13 protein-coding genes are annotated in these 19,853 nt (G+C 71.9%); 7 read left to right on the plus strand and 6 right to left on the minus strand.

Annotation, left to right across the window (positions count from 1 at the left end):
• Window positions 1-35: 35 nt before the first annotated feature.
• The gene (locus tag AB0D10_RS16915; protein WP_360256602.1) at window positions 36-1,085 is read right to left on the minus strand and encodes a substrate-binding domain-containing protein; all 1,050 of its coding nucleotides are present in this window, start codon (window positions 1,083-1,085) and stop codon (window positions 36-38) included.
• Between the two features lie 570 nt (window positions 1,086-1,655).
• Between AB0D10_RS16915 and AB0D10_RS16920 the strand changes: the two genes are divergently transcribed.
• The 3 genes from AB0D10_RS16920 to AB0D10_RS16930 all read left to right on the plus strand — a co-directional run bounded on the left by AB0D10_RS16920 (window position 1,656) and on the right by AB0D10_RS16930 (window position 8,377).
• Window positions 1,656-3,821, plus strand: a complete 2,166-nt coding sequence (locus AB0D10_RS16920; RefSeq protein WP_360256604.1) for an RICIN domain-containing protein — start codon at window positions 1,656-1,658, stop codon at window positions 3,819-3,821.
• 95 nt (window positions 3,822-3,916) lie between these two features.
• Window positions 3,917-6,331, plus strand: a complete 2,415-nt coding sequence (locus AB0D10_RS16925) for a ricin-type beta-trefoil lectin domain protein (protein WP_360256607.1) — start codon at window positions 3,917-3,919, stop codon at window positions 6,329-6,331.
• A gap of 231 nt (window positions 6,332-6,562) precedes the next feature.
• Window positions 6,563-8,377, plus strand: a complete 1,815-nt coding sequence (locus AB0D10_RS16930) for an alkaline phosphatase family protein (RefSeq protein ID WP_360256610.1) — start codon at window positions 6,563-6,565, stop codon at window positions 8,375-8,377.
• Window positions 8,378-8,565: 188 nt separating this feature from the next.
• Here the strand turns inward: AB0D10_RS16930 and AB0D10_RS16935 are convergent, their stop codons facing one another.
• The 5 genes from AB0D10_RS16935 to AB0D10_RS16955 all read right to left on the minus strand — a co-directional run bounded on the left by AB0D10_RS16935 (window position 8,566) and on the right by AB0D10_RS16955 (window position 14,374).
• Window positions 8,566-10,338 (minus strand): ABC transporter ATP-binding protein, encoded by a 1,773-nt coding sequence (locus AB0D10_RS16935; protein ID WP_360256613.1) that lies wholly within the window; start codon window positions 10,336-10,338, stop codon window positions 8,566-8,568.
• Window positions 10,335-11,324: an ABC transporter permease gene (locus tag AB0D10_RS16940; RefSeq protein WP_360256616.1), complete on the minus strand. Its 990-nt coding sequence runs from the start codon at window positions 11,322-11,324 to the stop codon at window positions 10,335-10,337. The genes AB0D10_RS16935 and AB0D10_RS16940 overlap by 4 nt, the downstream gene beginning before the upstream one ends.
• The gene (locus AB0D10_RS16945; protein WP_360256619.1) at window positions 11,321-12,385 is read right to left on the minus strand and encodes an ABC transporter permease; all 1,065 of its coding nucleotides are present in this window, start codon (window positions 12,383-12,385) and stop codon (window positions 11,321-11,323) included. Before AB0D10_RS16945 ends, AB0D10_RS16940 begins: the two co-directional genes overlap by 4 nt.
• Before the next feature lie 33 nt (window positions 12,386-12,418).
• A complete protein-coding gene (locus AB0D10_RS16950) occupies window positions 12,419-14,137 on the minus strand; it encodes an ABC transporter substrate-binding protein (RefSeq protein WP_360256622.1) in 1,719 nt (572 codons plus the stop codon).
• Window positions 14,138-14,281: 144 nt separating this feature from the next.
• Entirely contained in the window at window positions 14,282-14,374 is a 93-nt protein-coding gene (locus AB0D10_RS16955) for an Ms4533A family Cys-rich leader peptide (RefSeq protein WP_360256625.1), read from the minus strand.
• Window positions 14,375-15,110: 736 nt separating this feature from the next.
• On the opposite strand from AB0D10_RS16955, the gene AB0D10_RS16960 reads away from it, so the two are divergent.
• From AB0D10_RS16960 to AB0D10_RS16975, 4 genes are all read left to right on the plus strand, one after another.
• The gene (locus AB0D10_RS16960) at window positions 15,111-15,347 is read left to right on the plus strand and encodes a hypothetical protein (RefSeq protein ID WP_360256628.1); all 237 of its coding nucleotides are present in this window, start codon (window positions 15,111-15,113) and stop codon (window positions 15,345-15,347) included.
• A 36-nt stretch (window positions 15,348-15,383) separates the two neighbouring features.
• Window positions 15,384-16,571, plus strand: coding sequence for an SPFH domain-containing protein (locus AB0D10_RS16965; protein ID WP_360256631.1), 1,188 nt, complete (start codon window positions 15,384-15,386; stop codon window positions 16,569-16,571).
• A 253-nt stretch (window positions 16,572-16,824) separates the two neighbouring features.
• Entirely contained in the window at window positions 16,825-18,273 is a 1,449-nt protein-coding gene (locus AB0D10_RS16970) for a DUF2252 domain-containing protein (protein WP_360256633.1), read from the plus strand.
• A 747-nt stretch (window positions 18,274-19,020) separates the two neighbouring features.
• Window positions 19,021-19,782: a MerR family transcriptional regulator gene (locus tag AB0D10_RS16975; protein WP_360256635.1), complete on the plus strand. Its 762-nt coding sequence runs from the start codon at window positions 19,021-19,023 to the stop codon at window positions 19,780-19,782.
• Window positions 19,783-19,853: the final 71 nt, after the last annotated feature.

Genomic DNA, 19,853 nt, shown 5'->3' on the forward strand with positions numbered 1-19,853 from the left:
GTGCCCGCCCGCCGTACCGGCGGCTCGACGCGGCGTCAGCTGCAGGACACGCCCGCGGACTGCCAGGTGGCGGCGTCGACCATCTTGGTCGGGGCGAAGGCCTCCTTGGGGAAGTCCTTGCCGTTCTTGAGCTTGTCGTACATGGTCTGCACCGACAGGGCGCCGACGTCCTTGCCGTTGATGAACAGGGCGGCCTTCATGCCGGAGGGCTTGCCGGACGCCCAGTTCTTGCACGCAAGGTAGGCACCCAGGCCGACGCCGTCGATGTCGTCCGGGCTGATGCCGGCGTTCTGCAGGGCGGTGACGGCGCCCTGGACGTTCTCGTCGTTGCAGCCCCAGGTCACCCAGTGCTTGACGCCGGGGTTGGCGGTGATGGTGGCGGCGACCTTGTCCTGCGCGCCGGTCGGGGTGTTGTCGGTCGCGACGTCGATCAGCTGTACGCCCGGAACGGCCTGGTCGAAGGCCGCCCTGGCGGCCTTGACGCGGTCGCCGCAGACGGTGACGTCCTGCTTCCAGGCGGAGATGATCCGGGTGTCGCCCGCGTTCCAGCCGGCCTTCTTGAACTCCTCGGCGGCGCGCTTGCCGACCTCGCCGCCCATCTGCTCGCCGGAGAAGCCGATCCGGGGCACCAGGTCGCCGGCCGCGCACTGCGCCGGGGCCGGTCCGCTCGCGCAGACCTGGTCGTCGGAGGTGAGCAGCGCGGCCTTCGCGTCCCGGGCGGTCTGGACCACCTGCGGGCCGACCGCCGGGTCCGGCACCACGATGATCAGGCCGTTGCTCTTCTGCGCGATCGCGGCCTGCACCTCGCCGACCGTCTTGTTCGCGTCGTTGCCGAGGTTCACCACCTTCAGTTCGGCGCCCAGCTCGGCGGCCTTGGCCTTGGCGCCCGCGGCCTCGTCCACGAAGTACTGCTGGTCGCCCTGCTTCTGCAGGTAGGTGATCGAGACCTTGCCGGACACCGGCGCGACCGGGGCGTCCGCGCTGTTGGAGGACGTCTGCCCGGTGGAACAGGCGGCCAGGCCGAAGGAGGTGACCAGGCTCAGCGCGGCGATCGAGGCCAGGCGGCCACGGTGGGAGAGGTGCATGGTGGGGGCTCCTGAGGGTGTGGGACCGACCGGCGAGAAGCAACAGAACCGATCAGAAAGCATCGCAATCAAACGCGATGGACCAAAAGAAAGCGCCTGACCATGAGGTGAGTCAAGCTCATGGATCCCCTGGAGGGCTATTGAGACAGTCTCGTTATGTCACTGCGCTCCCGGCGTGGCGCGGGGTTGGCTCGGAGAAGCTGGATCGAGTGTGATCTCCCGGATCGAAGCAGGTCCTGGGCGCGTTCAAGCAAACTTACCGATCGGTAGGTTGTTGCCCCGGACAGCTTCGAGCAAAGCCGGAGCGGCGTCAATGGCGCATGGCGGGGTCGTGGCGGTGATCGGCGGCGACACCGCCTGGCGGCGCGGATCAGCTGTCGGCTTCGTGGGCATGGTGCCCAGGAGTGTTGCATTTCATTCGAAGTTGTTGATTGTTGTTGAAAGCTGGGTCTACTGTCCTCCCGGTGGTCGGCATGCACCCGCCAGTGCCCGTCCCGGCGGTCCGTCCGTGACCCCGGCGCTGGTGACCCCCATCCCCTGCCGACCCGGCCCGAGGAGCAGGAGCACTCGATGAGCACACCACCCCATCCGTTCCGCCGGGGCGTCACCGCCCTGGCGGCATTCGCACTCGGCGTCGCCACCGCCGTCGCGGCCGCGCCGGCCGCGGAGGCCGCGCCCGCTCCCGCCGCGCAGTCCGTGACGATCGACGGCTCCTCGCCGGGGCGGGCCTACGACGGGCTCGGCGCGATCAGCGGCGGCGGCGCCACCTCGCGCCTGCTGGTCGACTACCCCGAACCCCAGCGCAGCCAGGTGCTGGACTACCTGTTCAAGCCCGGTTATGGCGCCTCGCTGCAGATGCTGAAGGTGGAGATCGGCGGCGACGCCAACTCCTCCGACGGCCCCGAGCCGTCCCACATGCGCACCCCCACCGAGGTCGACTGCGGCCGCGGGTACGAGTGGTGGCTGATGGAGCAGGCCAAGGCCCGCAACCCCGGGATCACCTTCTACGGCCTGGAATGGGCCGCGCCGGGCTGGTTGAACGGCGGTGTCTGGTCCCAGGACAACATCACGTACCTGGAGTCCTGGCTCGGCTGCGCCCGGCAGCACGGGCTGAACGTCGGCTACCTCGGCGGCTGGAACGAGCGCGGCTACGACAAGGCCTGGTTCGAGAAGCTGCGTGCCGACCTGGACGGCCACGGCCACCAGGACACCGTCCTGGTCGCCTCCGACAGCGACGACGAGCACTGGTCGATCGCCGCGGACATGGCGAGCGACCCCGCCTTCGCCAAGGCCGTCGGCGTCATCGGCCTGCACGGCACCTGCTGGCACTCGACCCCGGTCTACACGGCCTGTCCGGGCAGCAGCACCGCGACCGGGCTGGGCAAGCGGCTGTGGGCCTCCGAGGACGACAACGACAGCTACGGCGCCGATCCGGCCGCCCTGGCCCGCAACGTCAACCGCGAGTACCTCGACGCCCGGATCACCGCCGACATCAAGTGGGCGCTGGTCAGCTCCTGGCCCTCGGAGCTGCCCTACGCGGGCGCCGGCCTGATGGCCGCCGACCAGCCCTGGTCCGGCCACTACGCGGTGGGCCGCGACATCTGGGTGATGGCGCACACCACCCAGTTCGCCAAGCCGGGCTGGCAGTACCTGGACGCCTCCAGCGGCTACCTCGCCGGCGCCGGCGCCAACGGCGACCCGCACAGCGGGAGTTACGTCACGCTCAAGTCCGGCCGGGACTACAGCGCGGTCATCGAGTCCACCGACGCCACCGCCGCGCAGACCGTCAACGTCAAGGTCGCCGGCGGCCTGTCCGCCGGCCCGGTGCACGTCTGGGCCACCGACATGAACTCCACCGACCCGTCGAGGTGGTTCGTCCACACCCAGGACGTGACGCCGAAGGGCGGCGCGTACTCCCTCACCGTGCAGCCCGGTTACGTCTACACGGTGACCACCACCACCGGCCAGGGCAAGGGCACCGCCGTGGCGCCCCCGTCCACCGCGATGCCGCTGCCCCACCAGGCCGACCTCAGCGGCTACGCCACGGGGGCCACCGCCCGCTACTTCCACGACTGGGCCGGCGCCTTCGAGACCGCGCCCTGCCCGTCCGGAGCGACCACCCCGATGTGCCTGCGCCAGGTGATCGCCCGGGCGCCCATCCCGTGGCACGACGACATGAACTACACCCCGCTGACCCTCCTGGGCGACCCGTCCTGGGCGCACTACCGGGCGAGCACCGACGTCGTCCTCGAACAGGCCGGCACCTCCGCCGAGCTGCTCGGCCGCATCGACCACGTCGACCACGACCGCTCCGGCTACCACCTGAAGATCGACGACACCGGCGCCTGGAGCCTGTTCACCGAGGACCGCGCCGGAGCCGACACCGTGCTGGCGGGCGGCGGCTACCCCGGCGCCGGGGCCGGCACCTGGCACAACCTCACGCTGGCCGTGCAGGGCCAGAACCTCACCGCGTCGATCGACCAGGTGCAGGTCGCCTCGGTGGCCGACGCCGGCCACGGCACCGGCCAGATCGGCCTGGGTGTCGGCGGCTTCCAGCACGCCGACTTCGCCAACACCATCGTGACGCCGCTGCCCGCCCCGGCCACCCACACCGTGACCAGCGCCAACAGCGGCAAGTGCCTGGACGTCACGGGCGCCTCGACGGCCGACGGCGCCCAGGTCGTCCAGTGGACCTGCGGCACCGGCCGGGCCAACCAGGAGTGGACCGTCTCGTGACGGGACCGGCGAAGCCCCTCCCCCTCCACGTCGTGCCGGGCGCCTGCGGGCGCCCGGCACGGACCCCCACCCCTCCCCACACCCAGGAGACGCCCATGGGCCGTCAACACCTGTCATCGACCTGGCGCACGGCGCTGAGTGCGGCACTGGTCCTCGCAGGCGCGCTGGGCGGCCTGACCGCGCCGGCGGCCGCCCGGGCCGCCGCGCCGCAGGCCGCCACCACCACCGCCGTCACCGTCGACGGCACCAAGCCGGGCCTCACCTTCGACGGGGTCGGTGCGATCTCCGGCGGCGGCGGCAACTCGCGCCTGCTGGTGGACTATCCGGAGCCCCAGCGCAGCCAGCTGCTCGACTACCTGTTCAAGCCCGGCTACGGCGCCTCGCTGCAGGTGCTGAAGCTGGAGATCGGCGGCGACACCAACTCCACCGACGGCGCCGAGCCGAGCATCGAGCACAGCCGCGGCACCGTCGACTGCAACCAGGGCTACGAGTGGTGGCTGGCCGAGCAGGCCAAGGCCCGCAACCCCGCCATCAAGTTCTACGGCCTGTCCTGGGGCGCCCCCGGCTGGGTCGGCGACACCGGTAGCGGCGGCAACTTCTGGTCCCAGGACTCCATCGACTACCTGATGGACTGGATGGGCTGCGCCGGCCGGCACCACCTGAACGTCTCCTACCTCGGCGGCTGGAACGAGCGCAGCTTCGACAAGGCCTGGTACGAGAACCTCAAGAGCACGCTCGTCGCCCGCGGCTACGGCGCCACCAAGGTCGTCGCCGCCGACGACACCTGGGCCGTGGCCGACGCCATGGCCACCGACCCGGCGTTCAAGAACGCCGTCGACATCGTCGGTGTGCACTACCCCTGCGGGTACATGAGCTCCTTCACCGACTGCCCCAGCACGGCGAACGCCCAGTCCCTGGGCAAGCCGCTGTGGGCGAGCGAGAACGGCTCCGAGGACGCCGACGGCGGCGCCCCGGCGGTGGCACGCGGGATCAACCGCGGCTACCTCGACGGGAAGATGACCTCGTTCCTCAACTGGCCGGTCATCGCCGCGCTCTACCCCGACCTGTTCTTCTCCACCGACGGCATGTCGATCGCCGACCAGCCCTGGTCCGGCAACTACAGCATCGGCAGGACGACCTGGGTCACCGCGCACACCACCCAGTTCGCCCAGCCGGGCTGGCGCTACATCGACTCCGCGAGCGGCTACCTCGGCGGTGCGCGCGCCAACGGCAGCTACGTCACGCTGAAGAGCGCGAACAAGCCCGACTACAGCACCGTCATCGAGACCCTGGACGCCGCCGCCGCCCAGACCGCGAGCTTCACCGTCACCGGCGGCCTGTCCACCGGCAAGGTCCACGTCTGGTCCACCGACCTCGACTCGACCGACCCCGCGGACTGGTTCGTCCACCAGCAGGACATCACCCCGGTGCACGGCAGCTACACCCTCACCCTGCAGCCCGGCCGGGTCTACACCGTGACCACCACCACCGGCCAGGGCAAGGGCACCGCCACCCCGCCGGCCGCCGCGCCGATGAAGCTGCCCTACGCGGACACCTTCGAGACGCCCGCGACGACCACCTCGCCCACGTACTTCTCGGACATGAACGGTGCCTTCCAGACCGTGGCCTGCGGCGGCGGCCGCACCGGCACCTGTCTGCGCCAGATGGCCCCGACCTCGCCGATCCGCTGGACCGAGGAGCGCTACAACGCCCCGTACACGATGATGGGCGACGGCAGCTGGTCCAACTACACCGTCACCGCCGACACCATGTTCGAGCAGTCCGGCACCGTCGAGCTCCTCGGCCGGGTCGGCCAGCAGGGCCGCAACAACAACGGCCTGAACGCCTACCACCTGCGGGTGAGCGACACCGGCGCCTGGTCCATCGACAAGAGCGACACCAGCTGGAACTTCACCACGCTCGCGAGCGGCACCACCCCCGCCCTCGGCACCGGCCGCTGGCACACCGTCGCGCTCACCCTGGACGACGCGACCCTCACCGCGAGCATCGACGGCGCCGCCGTCGGCAGCGCGACCGACGCGAGCTTCACCAACGGGCGGGCCGGCCTCGGCGTGACCGGCTACCAGACCGACCAGTTCGACAACTTCGCCCTCACCCCCGGCACGCCCACGACCCACACCGGCCCGATCGCCTCCGCACTGCCCGGCACCTGCGCCCGCCCCACCGCCGGCACCAGCGGCGCCGCCGTCCAGCTCTGGGCCTGCGACGGATCCGCCGAGCAGGTGTGGACCCGCTCCAACGGCACCCTCACCCACAACGGCAAGTGCCTCGACGTCACCGGCGCCGCCACCGCCAACGGCACCGCGGTCGAACTGTGGGACTGCACCGGCGGCGCCAACCAGCAGTGGACGCCCCAGCCGGACGGCACCCTGAAGAGCGCCCAGTCCGGCCGCTGCCTCGACGACCCCGCCGCGGCCACCGCCGACGGCACCCCGCTGGAGATCTGGGACTGCAACGGCGGCGCCAACCAGCGCTGGACACTGCCGTAGCCCCCTGACCGTCCGGACCCGATCCGACGCGGTCTGCCGGGCCCGAGCGGCACCCTCTCCGGCCCCGAGCGGCACCCCGCCCGGGGCCGGACCACGCCCCCCGCACGCTCAAAGTTGTCTGGTCACGTTCGGTCGGTGTTCTTCCATTGGACAGCGCCGACCGGTACTTATGTCCCGCTCATGGCGAACAGTCATGGGCACCCACCCTCACCAACGGGACGAGGTACCCCCATGCGACTGCGCTTGAGCCCCCTCGGCGGGCTGCTCGCCAGCCTCCCCCTGGTCGGCGCACTGGTCGTCGCCGCCCCCGCCACCGCCGGAGCGGCGGGCAGCAGCGGCAACCTGATCGTCAACGGCGACGCGGAGGCCGGCGGCTACTGCACCGACGACTGGAGCGCCGCCACCACCGTCCCCGGCTGGACGGTCCAGGCAGGCGGCATCGACGCCGTGTGCCACTCGGTGGCCCCCTTCGGCCTGCCGAACGACGGCCGGACGCCCGGCAAGGCCTTCTTCGGACCGGGCAACTTCGGCGACGGCGCGATGGCGCAGACCGTCGACGTCTCCTCGGCGGCCACCGCGATCGACGGCGGCGGCGTGCACTTCGACCTCTCCGGCTGGCTGGGCGGTTGGACCGTCCACAGCGGCTACGCCGCCGTCGGCCTGCACTTCCAGGACGGCGACGGCCGCCCGCTCGGTGCCACTGCCAAGCTGCCGACCGTCTCCGCGACCGACCGCGGCCTGAGCACCCGGTTCCTCTCGCGCAGCACCACCGGGACAGTTCCGGCCGGGACCCGGTCGATCCAGGTCGAGGTGCAGTTCCTGTCCACCTCGAACGAGACCGGCTACCTGGACAACCTCTCGCTCACCCTCGACACCCCGGTCTCCCCGCCCGCGCCGCCGACCCCGCCCGCGTCGCAAGTGCCGGACTACGACCACGTGTTCGTCGTCATGATGGAGAACACCGACTACTCCCAGATCATGAACGACCCGGCGGACACGCCGTTCATCCACGGCCTGATGTCCCAGGGCGCCACCCTCACCGACGCCCACGGCGTCTACCACCCCAGCGACGAGAACTACCTCGCCGTCGCGGGCGGCGACACCTACACCAAGGGCGCCACCTACTGGCCCAACATCAACTCCCCCCAGCGCAACCTCGGCGACACCATCGAGGAGGCCGGCAAGACCTGGAAGGCCTACGAGCAGGGCATGGGCACGCCCTGCAACACCACCAAGACCTACGACAGCTCCTACATGCCCGACGACGCGCCGTTCATCAACTACACCGACATCAGCGGCAATCCGGCCCGCTGCGCGGCGCACCTCTTCGACACCTCGCAGCTGACCACCGACCTGAAGTCGGCGGCGACCACGCCGGACTTCTCCTGGATCGCCGCCGACGACTACTACGACGGCGAGGCCTCCGGGAACGGCAGCGCCACCAGTCTGAAGACGCAGGACGGCTGGCTGCGGCAGACCCTCGCCCCGGTGCTGTCCTCCCCGGCGTGGACCCAGCAGCGCTCGCTGTTGCTCCTGACCTGGGACGAGAGCCAGAACGAGGCCTACAACCACCTCGCCACCGTCGTCGTCGGCTCGCAGGGCACCGTCCCGGCCGGAACCAGCAGCCCGCTGCACTACGACCACTACGGCATCGGCCGCACCATCGAGTCGGCGCTCGGCCTGCCGGGCCTGACCGGCAACGACACCCACGCGACGCCGCTGAACGCCGCCTTCGCGCCGTCCACCGCGACCGGCCCGACGCTGACCGGCGACCTCAACGCGGTGGCCGACGGCGGCAACGTCACCCTCCGCTACGCCCTGCCGAACGCCCCGCAGGCCGGGGCGAAGAACTGGGTCGGCGTCTACCCGGCGGGCGTCACCCCGGGCGCCCGGTCCTCGCTGACCTGGGCCTACACGCCGAACCAGAGCGGTGCGGTCACCTTCTCCACCAGCAAGCTGAACGGCGCCGGCGCGTATGACGCCTACTACCTCGCCAACGACGGCTACACGGTGCTGGCCGGGCCTGTCCGCCTGACCGTCGGCTGACGGCCCCCGGTGCGGCGGGGCCGGGCAGGCCCCGCCGCACCGGGCAGCCGGGCGGCGGCGTCCGGCCTCGACCGGCCAACCGGCAGCTCCGTGATGCGCCGGCTCGGGTGCGAGTTCACCTCCCGGCCGCGAGGCGGTGATCGCCGGCTGCTGCCGGCACGCCTGAGCCCTCTCCAGCGGCACGCCGGTCAGGTCCCGGCGGACGCCAGCCGGGCGTGGCGCCGGGCGGTCGCCTCGACGGGGTCCAGCACCGGTACGGCGGCCAGCAGGCCCTTGGTGTAGGCGTGCCGAGGGGAGTCGTACACCGAGTCGGCGTCGCCCTGCTCCACGATCCGTCCGGCCCGCATCACCGCGACCCGGTCGCTGACCTGGCGGACCACGGCGAGGTCGTGGGCGATGAAGACCAGCGCGAGACCGAGGTCGCGCTGCAACTCGCCCAGCAGCTCGACCACCTGCGCCTGCGTGGTGACGTCCAATGCGGAGACCGGCTCGTCGCAGACGATCAGCCGCGGCCGGGGCGCCAGCGCCCGGGCGATGCCGACCCGCTGCCGCTGCCCGCCGGAGAACTCGTGCGGATAGCGGTGGTACCAGCCGGCGTCGAGCCCCACGCGTTCGAGGAGGTCGCCGACCCGGGCGCGGATGCGGCGCTCGTCGCTCTCGCCGGCGACGCGCAGCGGGTCGGCAACGGACTCCCCGATGGTGCGGCGCGGATTGAGCGAGGACACCGGGTCCTGGAAGACCATCTGCAGCTCCCGTCGGAGCGGGCGCAGGTCCTTCTCCCCGAGCACCCCGATGTCCCGGCCGCGGTAGTGGAGCCGCCCGCCGGTGGGTTCCAGCAGCCGGACGAGCATCCGCCCGAGCGTGGTCTTTCCGGAACCGGACTCGCCGACGATGCCCAGCGTCTCTCCGGACCGCACGGTGAGCGAGACTCCGTCCACGGCGGTCACGGGGGCGGTGCGCCGGGTGACGCCGCGGGTGGCGAACTCCCGGCGCAATTCGGTGGCTTCGAGCAGGACGTCGCCCCCGGCAGTCCCGCCGGGCCTGCCAGTCCTGGCAGGCCCGGCAAGCCCGGCCGGAGCGCCCGGAACCTCCGGGGCGTCGACCCGTGGCACCGCCGACAGCAGCGCGCGGGTGTACGGCTCGCGCGGAGTGCCCAGCACCTCGGCGACCGGGCCGTGTTCCACCGGCCGGCCGTCCTTCATCACCAGCACCCGGTCGACGCTCCCGGCGACCACGCCCAGGTCGTGGGTGACCAGGACCAGCCCGGCCCCGGTCTCGGCGCGCAACTCGTGCAGCAGGTCGAGGATCTGGGCCTGGACGGTGACGTCCAGCGCGGTCGTCGGCTCGTCGGCGACCAGCAGCCGCGGCTCGCAGGCCAGGGCCATCGCGATCAGCACCCGCTGGCGCATGCCGCCGCTGAACTCGTGCGGACGCGACCGCGAGCGCCGCGCCGCGTCGGCGATGCCGACGCGGTCGAGCACCTCGACGGCCCGAGCCCTGGCACCCCGGCGGGAGACGGCCCGGTGTACCCGCACGACTTCCGCGATCTGGTCGCCCACCGCGTAGTACGGGTCCAGGGCGGAGAGCGGGTCCTGGAACACCATGGCCGCCAACCCGCCGCGCAGACGCCGGAGTTCCTCGCCCTCGGCGGTGACGGCGTCGACGCCGGCGACCCGGACCGAGCCGCCGATCCGGGCGCCGGTCCCGCGGTGCAGGCCTAGCAGTCCGTGGGCGACGGTGCTCTTGCCGGAGCCGGACTCGCCGACGATGCCGAGCGCCTGCCCGGCCCGCAGGGTGAAGCCCACGCCGTCGACGGCGCGTACGTGGCCGTCGCCGACCGGGAAGTCGACGACCAGGTCCCGGACGTCGACCAGGTCCCGGACGTCGGCCAGGTCCCGGACGTCGGCCAGGTCCCGGACGTCGGCCAGGTCTCCGACGTCGTTCAGGGATGCGGCGCTCATGTCAGGACCACCCTTCGGTCGGTCACCGCGTAGAGCACATCCGCGATGACGTTGGCGAGGACCACGGAGAACCCGGTGACGAGGGTGAGGCCGACGACGGTCGGCAGGTCGATCAGGCCGACCGAGGTGACCAGCAGCTTGCCGAGCCCCGGGAGGCCGAAGAGCGACTCGGTCAGCACGGCGGATCCGAACATCGTCCCGAGGTCCATGGCGGTGAGCGCGATCACCGGGGTGAGCGCGCCGCGCAGCGCGTGCCTGGTCACCAGGCGCCGTTCGCTGACGCCGTACGCCCGGAAGGTGCGGATGTGGTCGTCGGCGAGGGTCTCCAGCATGGACGAGCGGGTCAGCCGCGCGTACTTGGCGGACTCGATGAGCGCGAGCGAGACCCACGGCAGCAGCAGGCCCCAGAACCACTGTTGCGGGTCCTCGGTGAGCGGCACGTAGCTCGGGAACGGCAGCCACTGGAGCTGGGCGCAGAGGACGATGAGCAGCACCAGGCCGATGACGAACACCGGGACGGAGTTGCCGGCCAGCGTCAGCGCGGTCAGCAGGCGCTCGCTGAGCCGGCCCCGGCGCAGCGCGGAGAGCAGCCCGGTGCCGACCCCGAGGGCCAGCCAGAGCACCATCGCGCCGAGCGCCAACGAGGCCGTCACCGGGAGCCGGGCGGTGATCATGCCGGTGACCTGCTCGCCGCTGCGGTAGGAGATGCCCAGGCAGGGCGCCGGGCAGTGCAGCAGGCCGGTCCCGGCGCTGAAGTCGCGGCCGGCGACGACGCCCTGGAGGAAGTGGGCGTACTGCAGGTGCACCGGCGCGTCGAGGCCCAGCCGTTCGCGCACCTGAAGGACCTGGGCGGGGCTGCACTTCTCGCCGCAGGCCAGCTGGGCGGGGTCGCCGGGAGCGATGTAGAACACCGCGTAGACGATCACGGAGAGGATGAGCAGGACGCCGACCATGCCGACGGCCTTGCGGAGCAGGAAGCGGGTCATGCGGTGGCCTCCTCGGTGGCGCCCGACGGGCCGGGGCTGCCGGTGCCCGGCGTGCCGGTGCCCGGGGCGGGCCCGTCCGCCGTCGGACCGGCGGTGCCGCGCGCCGTTCCGACCCGCAGCCGGGCGGCCGCGCGGGGGTCGAGCTCGGTGCGGACGGCGTCGCCGACGACGGTGAAGGCGAGCACGGTGGCGAACAGCAGCGCGGACGGGAGCAGGACGTACATCGGGTCCGCGCGGAACCAGGTGGTCGCGCCGGAGAGCATCTGGCCCCATGAGGAGGTCGGCGGCCTGACGCCCACACCGAGGAAGGAGAGCCCGGCCTCGGCGATCACGTTGGACGGCAGCAGCACCGCCGCGTAGGTGATGACCGGCGCGGCCAGGGACGGGAGCAGCTCCCGGCGGGCGATCCGCCACCGGGTGGCACCGGCGAGCCGGGCGGCGGCCACGTAGTCGAGCTGCCTGAGGCCGAGCGTCTGGGCCCGGACCAGCCGTGCCGTGCCGGCCCAGCCCAGCAGTCCGATGACCAGGGTCAGCAGGAGCGGGCGGGGGAAACCGGAGGGCACGACCGCCATCAGCGAGATGGCGAATACCAGCGAGGGCAGCGCGAGCATCACCTCGGTGGTGTTGCCGATCAGCTGGTCGAGCAGCCGGCTGCCGAGGCCCGCGGCGAGGCCGAGCAGGACACCGATCGCGACCTGGACGAGGGTGGCGCCGACGGCGACGAGCAGCGAGATCCGGGCGCCGTGGACCAGCCGGGCGAACACGTCGCGCCCGGTGCCCGGTTCGACGCCGAGCCAGTGCTCGGCGCTGACACCGCCGAGGGAGCCGGTGGGTACCCCGCCGGCTGCCGAGTCGAGCAGGTCGTTGTGGTAGCTGGTGGGGTCCTGGCCTTCGACCGCGCCGAGCAGCGGTGCCGCTGCCGCGATCAGGGCGAGCAGGACGATGACGAGGCCGGCGGCGAGGACGGCGCGCCGCGCGAGCAGCCGCCGCCACACCTGCCGTCCCCCGGCGGCCGGGGAGGCCGCGGGGGCCACCCCGGTTCTGGGTTCCTGTGGAGCCATGGTTGTCCGACCGATCCGTTCCGATCCCGTTCGCTACTTGACCGCGACCTGGGACACGTCGAGCACGCCGGTCCAGTCGCTGATGACGATGTTGCGGACGCCCTTGCCGGACAGCCGCTTGTAGACGGGGTGGAACAGCGGGACGGTGAGGGCCTGATCGCCGATGCGCTTGTCCAGGGCGCCCCAGCGCTTGGCGGCCTCGGCGTGGTCGGTGATCTCGTTGATCCGGTCGACCTCGTCGTTCACCGACGGGTCGTCCAGCTGCGCGGAGTTGAAGTTGTAGCCGTCGGTGACGATCTGCCGGCCGTCGAAGATCGGTGCGAGGAACGGGCCGCCGGACGGCCAGTCGGCGCCCCAGCCGGAGAGGAAGAGGCCGGGTTCGGTGCTGACGGTGTGGATCGTCTTGGAGTACCTGGTGGCCTCCAGGGCGTCGAGCCGGACGGTGATCCCGGCCGCCTTCAGGCCGTCTTGGACGGCGGTGGCCAGGTTCGGGCCGTAACCCTTGCCCGCCTCGGTGGAGTGCGAGAGCGTGATGGTCAGGCCGTCCGGGTAGCCGGCCTCCTTCAGCAGCTCCCTGGCCTTCTCCGGGTTGCCGGTGGCGCCGGCCGGGAACGGGTCGTAGGGCGTGTACCCGAAGGTCTCCTGGGCGGGCAGGTAGGTGGTGGCGGCCTCGGCGAGCGAGGAGCCACCGGCGGCGTTGACGACCGAGGTGCGGTTGATCGCGTAGGCGACGGCCTGTCGGACCTTGGGATCGTCGAAGGGCTTGACCTTGGGGTTGAAAGCCAGGTAGTTGACGTAGCCGAAGCGACCGGTGCCGACGCGGGCGGCGAGGGCCTTGTCGTCCTTGACCTGGGCGAGTTCGGAGGGGCCGAGGTTGGTGTCGGTGGTGACGGCGGCCGCGTCGGCGCCGGTGCCGGCGGTGAGCCGCTGGTTGATCACCGCCGGGTCGAGCCCGGACTGCACATCGACGGTGTCCGGGTACGCCTTGCGCTGGTCGTCCGTCGCCGCGGACCAGTTGGGGTTGCGCTCGAGGACGAGGTGCACGCCGTCGTTCTCGTTCTTGACGACCTGGTAGGGGCCGGAGGAGACGGGGTGCTCCTGGTACTTCGTCCCGGTGTCCTTGGCCTTCGGGACGGGCGTGAACTGGGTCTGGGTGGCCAGGTACGGGAAGTCTCCCTCGGGCTTGTTCAGCCGGAAGACGATGGTCTTCTCGTCCGGCGTCTCGATGGCGTCCAGGCCGCGCCCGTCCTTGTACGGCCCCTGGTAGTTCGCGGCGCCGACCAGCCAGTCCCTCAAGTACGGTGCCCCGCCCGAGAGTTCTGGGGCGAATGACCTTTCGACGCCGTACTTGATGTCGGCGGTGGTGATCGGCGAGCCGTCCTCGAACTTGAGGCCGTCCTTGAGGTGGTAGGTCCACACCGTCGCGCCCTCCGAGGGGGTGCCGGTGTCGGTGGCGAGGTCCGGGACGACCTTGGTGCCGGCGGTGCCGTCGGTCCGGTTGCGGGTGGTGAGGGTGCGGAAGACCAGGGAGGGCACGTTGCCGCCGCCGGAGGTGTAGAGCCGCGCGGGGTCGAACTGGTCCTGCGGGTTCTGGTTGAGGACGGTGAGGGTGCCGCCCTGTCGCGGAGCGGCGTCCTTGCCGGTGCTTCCACCGCCGTCGGCCTTCGGGCCGCACGCCGCCGCTCCGACGACGAGCGCGACGGTGACGGTCGCCGCGGCGAGGCGGCGAGGGGTGAAGGTGGTTCGAGACATCGGAAATGGGGCCTTTCGCTACCGATGGTGCACGGAGGAAGGCAGGCGACAGTGAGGCTTTGGGGAGAGTGAGCAGCACCGCGCCCGCCGGAAGGGGCGACGTCCCGAGGCGGCGATCGCCGCAACGCGTCGGGACAGGCGGATTCAGCGACAGAGATTGTCGGAAACGCAGTGCGAGGCCACGCCGATCAGCGCCAGCTCGATGGCGGCGCACTCGATCGGGTGACGGTCAGACATGTCGAGAAGACTGTATGACCGTAAGCGGAATGTCAAAGCTCCGCGACCGGGCCCGCGCTGTCGGCCGTGAGCGGGTGCTCGCGGCAGTACCGCAGCCGGGCGAACGCCCGTCGACACCCCGCTGAGCTGGGGCTATCGTGAAGACAGCGGCGATCCACGCCCAGACCCTGAGACGAGTAGTCGAGGAGGCGCGCCCGAGTCCGCAACTGGTGGTCCTGAACGGCTGCGAGACCGGTGTCGCAGGTGACCAGGACGTCTTCTCCAGTGTCGCGGGAGCGCTCCTGCGATTCGTCCCGGCCGTGGTGGCCATGCAGGTTCAAGGTCACCGACGAGGCGGCGATCGTCTTCGCCCGGTTCTTCTACCAGGCCTTGATCGCGCTGCGCCGCCCGGTCGACGTGGCCGTGCACCAGGGGCGGCTCCGCACCGTCGCGGCGTGGCCGATCGACCTGCGGACACGATCGAGGGGCGGTCCCGGGAAGACCGCCCCTCGATCGTGTCCGGCCCACCACGCTCACCGCGCAGCCGCGACCAAGGAGCGGGGTTCCTTTGACGCCGGCGTCTGGCGGGCCCGCGCGGCCGGAGTACCGTGGAAACGTCGAGGCATTACCGCCGTCGGCGGATGCCGGAGGTGTCCTCGGCGCGTGACCGGACCCGGGACCCGGGCCCTTCGGGGGCGGTGGCCGCAGGTGGAGGTTCCACTGCTCGGGTGCGGCGGCCTGGTGACCGGAGGTGCCGATGGCGCGCGAGCGTGTGCCCCCGGCCGACGACTCCCGGCAGAGCCCGGTCGGCGCCGTCGGCAAGGTGACGGTGCCCATTCCGCTGGGCGGTCCGGGCGAGGTCCTGGTCGCCCTGCGGGGCGGTTCGGAGGTGTTCGCCGCTTGGTGCTCGCAGCCGGTCGGCCGGGATGTCCGGGTGGTCGTGGTGGACGCGATCTCGGCCCGCTCGGTGATCGTCGAGCTGCTTCCGGCCTAGCCACGGGCCGCAGTCCCGACAGTCAGGTGGTTGGTCATGTTTTTTTGGCGCGTTCCCGCCCCCAACGAGGCGATGCTCATCTCCGGCTCCAAGCACAAGGCGCAGGAAACCCAGTTCCGCATCGTCACCGGCCACGGGAGCCTGGTCCTGCCGGTCAAGCAGAAGGCCCGGATGCTCTCCCTGGCCCTGCGGGAGGCGGAGATCGCCGAGGACTGCGTCACCCAGCAGGGGATCCGGCTCACCGTGCGTGCGGTCTGCGTGTTCAAGGTCGGCGACGACGCCGTGTCGATCGCCAACGCCGCCCGCCGCTTCCTCTCCGAACAGGACCAGATGGAGGAGCTCGTCGGCCGGATCTTCGCCGGCCACCTGCGGTCGATCGTCGGCGGACTGACCGTGGAGCAGATCATCCGGGAACGCAGCAGGGTCGCCCAGGAGGTCATGGCGGGCAGCCACGGCGAGATGGAGAAGCTCGGCATCGTGGTCGACGCGCTCCAGATCCAGGAGATCGAGGACTCGACCGGCTACATCGACAACCTCGCCGCGCCGCACGTGGCGGCGGTCGCCAGCCAGGCCCGGATCGCCCAGGCCAAGGCCGACCAGGAGGCCACCGAACGGGAGCAGCAGGCGGCTGCCCTGAAGGCCGAGTACGAGCGTGACACCGCGATCAAACGGGCCGGGTTCCTCGCCGAGACCGAGCAGTCCAGGGCCCGCGCCGCCCAGGCCGGCCCGCTCGCCGAGGCCCGGGCCTCCCACGACGTCATCGACGAGCAGACCGCGCTCGCCCAGCGCCGGGCCGCACTGGCGGCGCAGCAGTTGGAGGCGGAGGTGCGCCGCCCGGCGGACGCGGAGGCGTACCGGCAGCGGACGCTGGCCGAAGCCGCCCGTGACCGGGTGAAGTTCGAGGCGGACGGCAACGCCTACGGCGAGCGGGCCCTCGCCCAGGCGCAGGCGGACGCCAACACCGCCCGGGCCGACTCCCTGCGCGGCGGGAACCAGGAACTCATCGCCGCCAACCGGATCGTGGAGAACCTCCCGGCCCTCGCGGACGCGGCCGCCCGGGGCATGTCCGGAGCCGATCTCACCGTCCTCAACGGCAGCGACGGAGTCAACCAGATGGCGGCTGGCATCGTCAGCCAGGGCCTCGCCATCCTGCGCGCCCTCCAGCACCCGACGGCCGCGCCCGCCGTCGGCAAAGCCGAACCGCACCACCCCGAGGGCACCTGAAGCCCCGGAGTTCCGGAGCCCCGAAACCTCGGAGTTCCGGAGCCCCGGAGCCCCGAAACCTCGGAGTTCCGGAGCCCCGGAGCCCCGGCGCCGCGGGCCGGGCAGTGCGCCAGGTGATGCCGGACCGGGGGCGGTCCGCGATGATCGGTAGTGAGAGCACGGCGCGGCCGGGAGGTGGCCGCTCTCCTGGAAGCCCGGTCCGGGCGTCGATCAGCCCGGGACCGCGGTGACGGATCCGGTCAGGAGGCCCGCGATGTCCCAGGAATCCGCGACGACGATGCGCGCGGTGCGGCGCGCCACTCCCGAGGAGCGGGCGGTCCGCGGCAAGGCGGCCCGCCGTCGCGCACCCCGGTCGAGCCACGCCGGGTACGAGCCGTCGAAGGACCGGCCGGATCCGCTGGGCATCCTGGCGGCCCAGTCGGCCCGCCGGGTCCCCGAGCTGGTGCCCATCCGCTACAGCCGGATGAGCGAGTCTCCGTTCCGCTTCTACCGGGGCGCCGCCGCGATCATGGCGTCCGACCTGGCCGGCTCGCCGGACTCGGGGATCAGGGCGCAGCTGTGCGGCGACGCCCACATGCTGAACTTCCGGCTGCTGGCCTCCCCGGAACGGCAGCTGCTGTTCGACATCAACGACTTCGACGAGACCCTGCCCGGCCCCTGGGAATGGGACGTCAAACGGCTGTCGGCGAGCCTGGTCATCGCGGCCCGGGCGAACGGCTTCGATGACGCCGAGCGCTCGGACATCGTGCGGGCCACGGTGCGGTCGTACCGCGAGGCGATGGCCCGGTTCGCGGACATGAGCAACCTCGACGTCTGGTACACCAAGATGGACGCGGGCCACCTCCGGGAGCTGGCCGAGGACCGGATCCACAGGCGCGGACGCGAGAACCTCGCGCACGCCCTGACCAAGGCCCGTACCCGGGACAACCTGCAGGTCTTCGAGAAGCTCACCGAGACGGTGGACGGGCGGGTCCGGATCGCCGCCGACCCGCCGCTGCTCGTACCGCTGTCCGACCTGGTCCCGGTCGTCACCCGCGGAGAGCTGGAACGCCTGTTCCGCGACCTGGTCGAGCGCTACGCCCGCACCCTGTCCACCGACCGGCGCACCCTGCTGGAGGACTACCGGCTGGTGGACGTCGCCCGCAAGGTGGTCGGCGTGGGCAGCGTCGGCACCCGCTGCTGGATCTTCCTGCTGCTCGGGAAGGACTGCCGGGACCCGCTGTTCCTGCAGGCCAAGGAGGCGGACGAGTCCGTCCTGGCCGCCCACGTCGGAGCCGGCCGGTACTCGAACCAGGGTGAGCGGGTGGTCGCCGGCCAGCGGCTGATGCAGGCCGCGAGCGACATCTTCCTCGGCTGGGAGCGGGTGGAGGGCATCGACGGCCGGCGTCGGGACTTCTACATCCGCCAGCTGCGCGACTGGAAGGGCATCGCCGTGGCGGAGGAGATGGTGCCGCGCGGCATGCGGGCGTTCGGCGAGCTGTGCGGCGCCACCCTGGCCCGCGCGCACGCCAGATCCGGTGACCGGATCGCGATCGCCGCCTACCTCGGCCGCGGCACCTCCTTCGACCGCGCGCTGGCCGTGTTCGCCGAGTCGTACGCCGATCAGAACGAACGGGACCACCGGGCGCTCCTGCACGCCGGCCGTCCCGGCCACCCTGAGGTGCGCACGCCCTCCCGGACAGCGAGCGCACCGCGCCCCTGACAGGACAGGACAGGACAGGACAGGACGGGACAGGACAGGACAGGGCCGTGCGGGGCGAACCGACAGCGGACCGCTACTGCGGGGCACCACCGCTTCCCGCAGGGGCAGTCGTCGTCGGTCGGGGTCGCTTTCGTACCGCGGCTACCTCTCATGGCTGGAGGTCTGCTCTTGGAGCGATGACGTCGAGGTGAATCCCGCCGCGGCGCGGCGCCGGCTACAGCCACCGTCCTGAACCCGAGCTGGCAACAGCCGGCGGTCTCGGACCCTGACGACGCCACCACGAGCCGTCCGACATCACGAGTTCAAGTTCAGTGGGGTCAGTGGGCTTTCCAGCGGGTTCGCCGTCGTCGCTGCGGGGGACGCCCCTCGAGTTGCAGTCGCTGCCGCAGAGTTTGTTCCAGCAGTCGTCGAGGATCAGGCCGCTGGGGTCGCTGTGGTTGACCGGGTCGTTGTTGCTGCAGACGTAGGCGTTGCACCGCTCCCATCAACCCAACGACCAAGACCGCGTGGGAATTCGTCAGATCGCCCTGCCCTACGGAGGGTACAACGAGCCCGGCATGAAAGGTCACACGATCCGCCGGACAGAACCCTTGCGCTGCCGATGCTCGCCTGCCTCCACGGGTTCACTGCCGTGCCGGGGCCGGTGAACCCGGGGGCGTCGTGGGCCGTGAAACACACTACCGAGGCGTGATCTTCGCGGATTTCGACGCAGCCCCACCGCGCCATGGCACCACCGAGGAGTAACAGATGGAACCGACTCCGCCGCAGGCCGTGCCCCACTCGGATCGTTCGGACGCGTCCTACACGGTCGAGGAGATCTCCAGGCTGGTCGGGATGTCGCCGCGCAACATCCGGGCCCGCCAGTCCCGCAAGCTGCTCCCGCCGCCGGCCCGCCGGGGGCGGGTCGGGTACTACGACGAGACCCACGTCCGTCGGCTGCGGCACATCGTCCACCTGCAGCGCCAGGGCTTCAACCTGGTGTCAATCGCGGCCTTCCTCGGGGTGGGGGACCGCGACGACGAGGAGGCCCGGCTCGCCTCCGCGGTCAACCGCGCGGTGCGCGACCAGCCCGCGGTGTTCTACTCCCTGAACCGGCACGGCATGCTCGGATGGGAGGCGGACGGCACCGTGACCGTCGCACGGCCGGCGGTGCACCGGGCGACGATGGAGCTCGTCCGGACGGGCGTCCCGCCGACGGCCGCCCTGCGGTGCCTGGCCCGCTCGCTGGACCGGATCGCCGGCGCCGCCGAGGAGTTGGTCGCCTCGTCAAGCGCGGAACTCCTTGTCGGCGCCGCCGAGGAGCGGGGCGCGTCGGCACCCGTGGCGGCGCCGGGACCGGCTGGTGGGCCGCGGACCGCGCGACTGACCGAGGGGCTGGTGGAGCTGCTGGTCAGCACGTTCCGGGCCGCCGCGGAGGACCGGGGCCGGGAGCTCGTCACCGAGTTGCTCATGGAGGCCGGCGATTCCGACAGTTGGGTCGAGGAGCACCTGGTGGTCGAGAACGGGTGAACGCGGCCTCGGCCGGGGCCGCAGCGTCCGGTCGGTGGCAGGGTTTCGTGCAATCGTGAGCCGATGGTGGG

It is taken from the genome of Kitasatospora sp. NPDC048545 (assembly GCF_040651155.1).
Lineage (GTDB): Bacteria > Actinomycetota > Actinomycetes > Streptomycetales > Streptomycetaceae > Kitasatospora.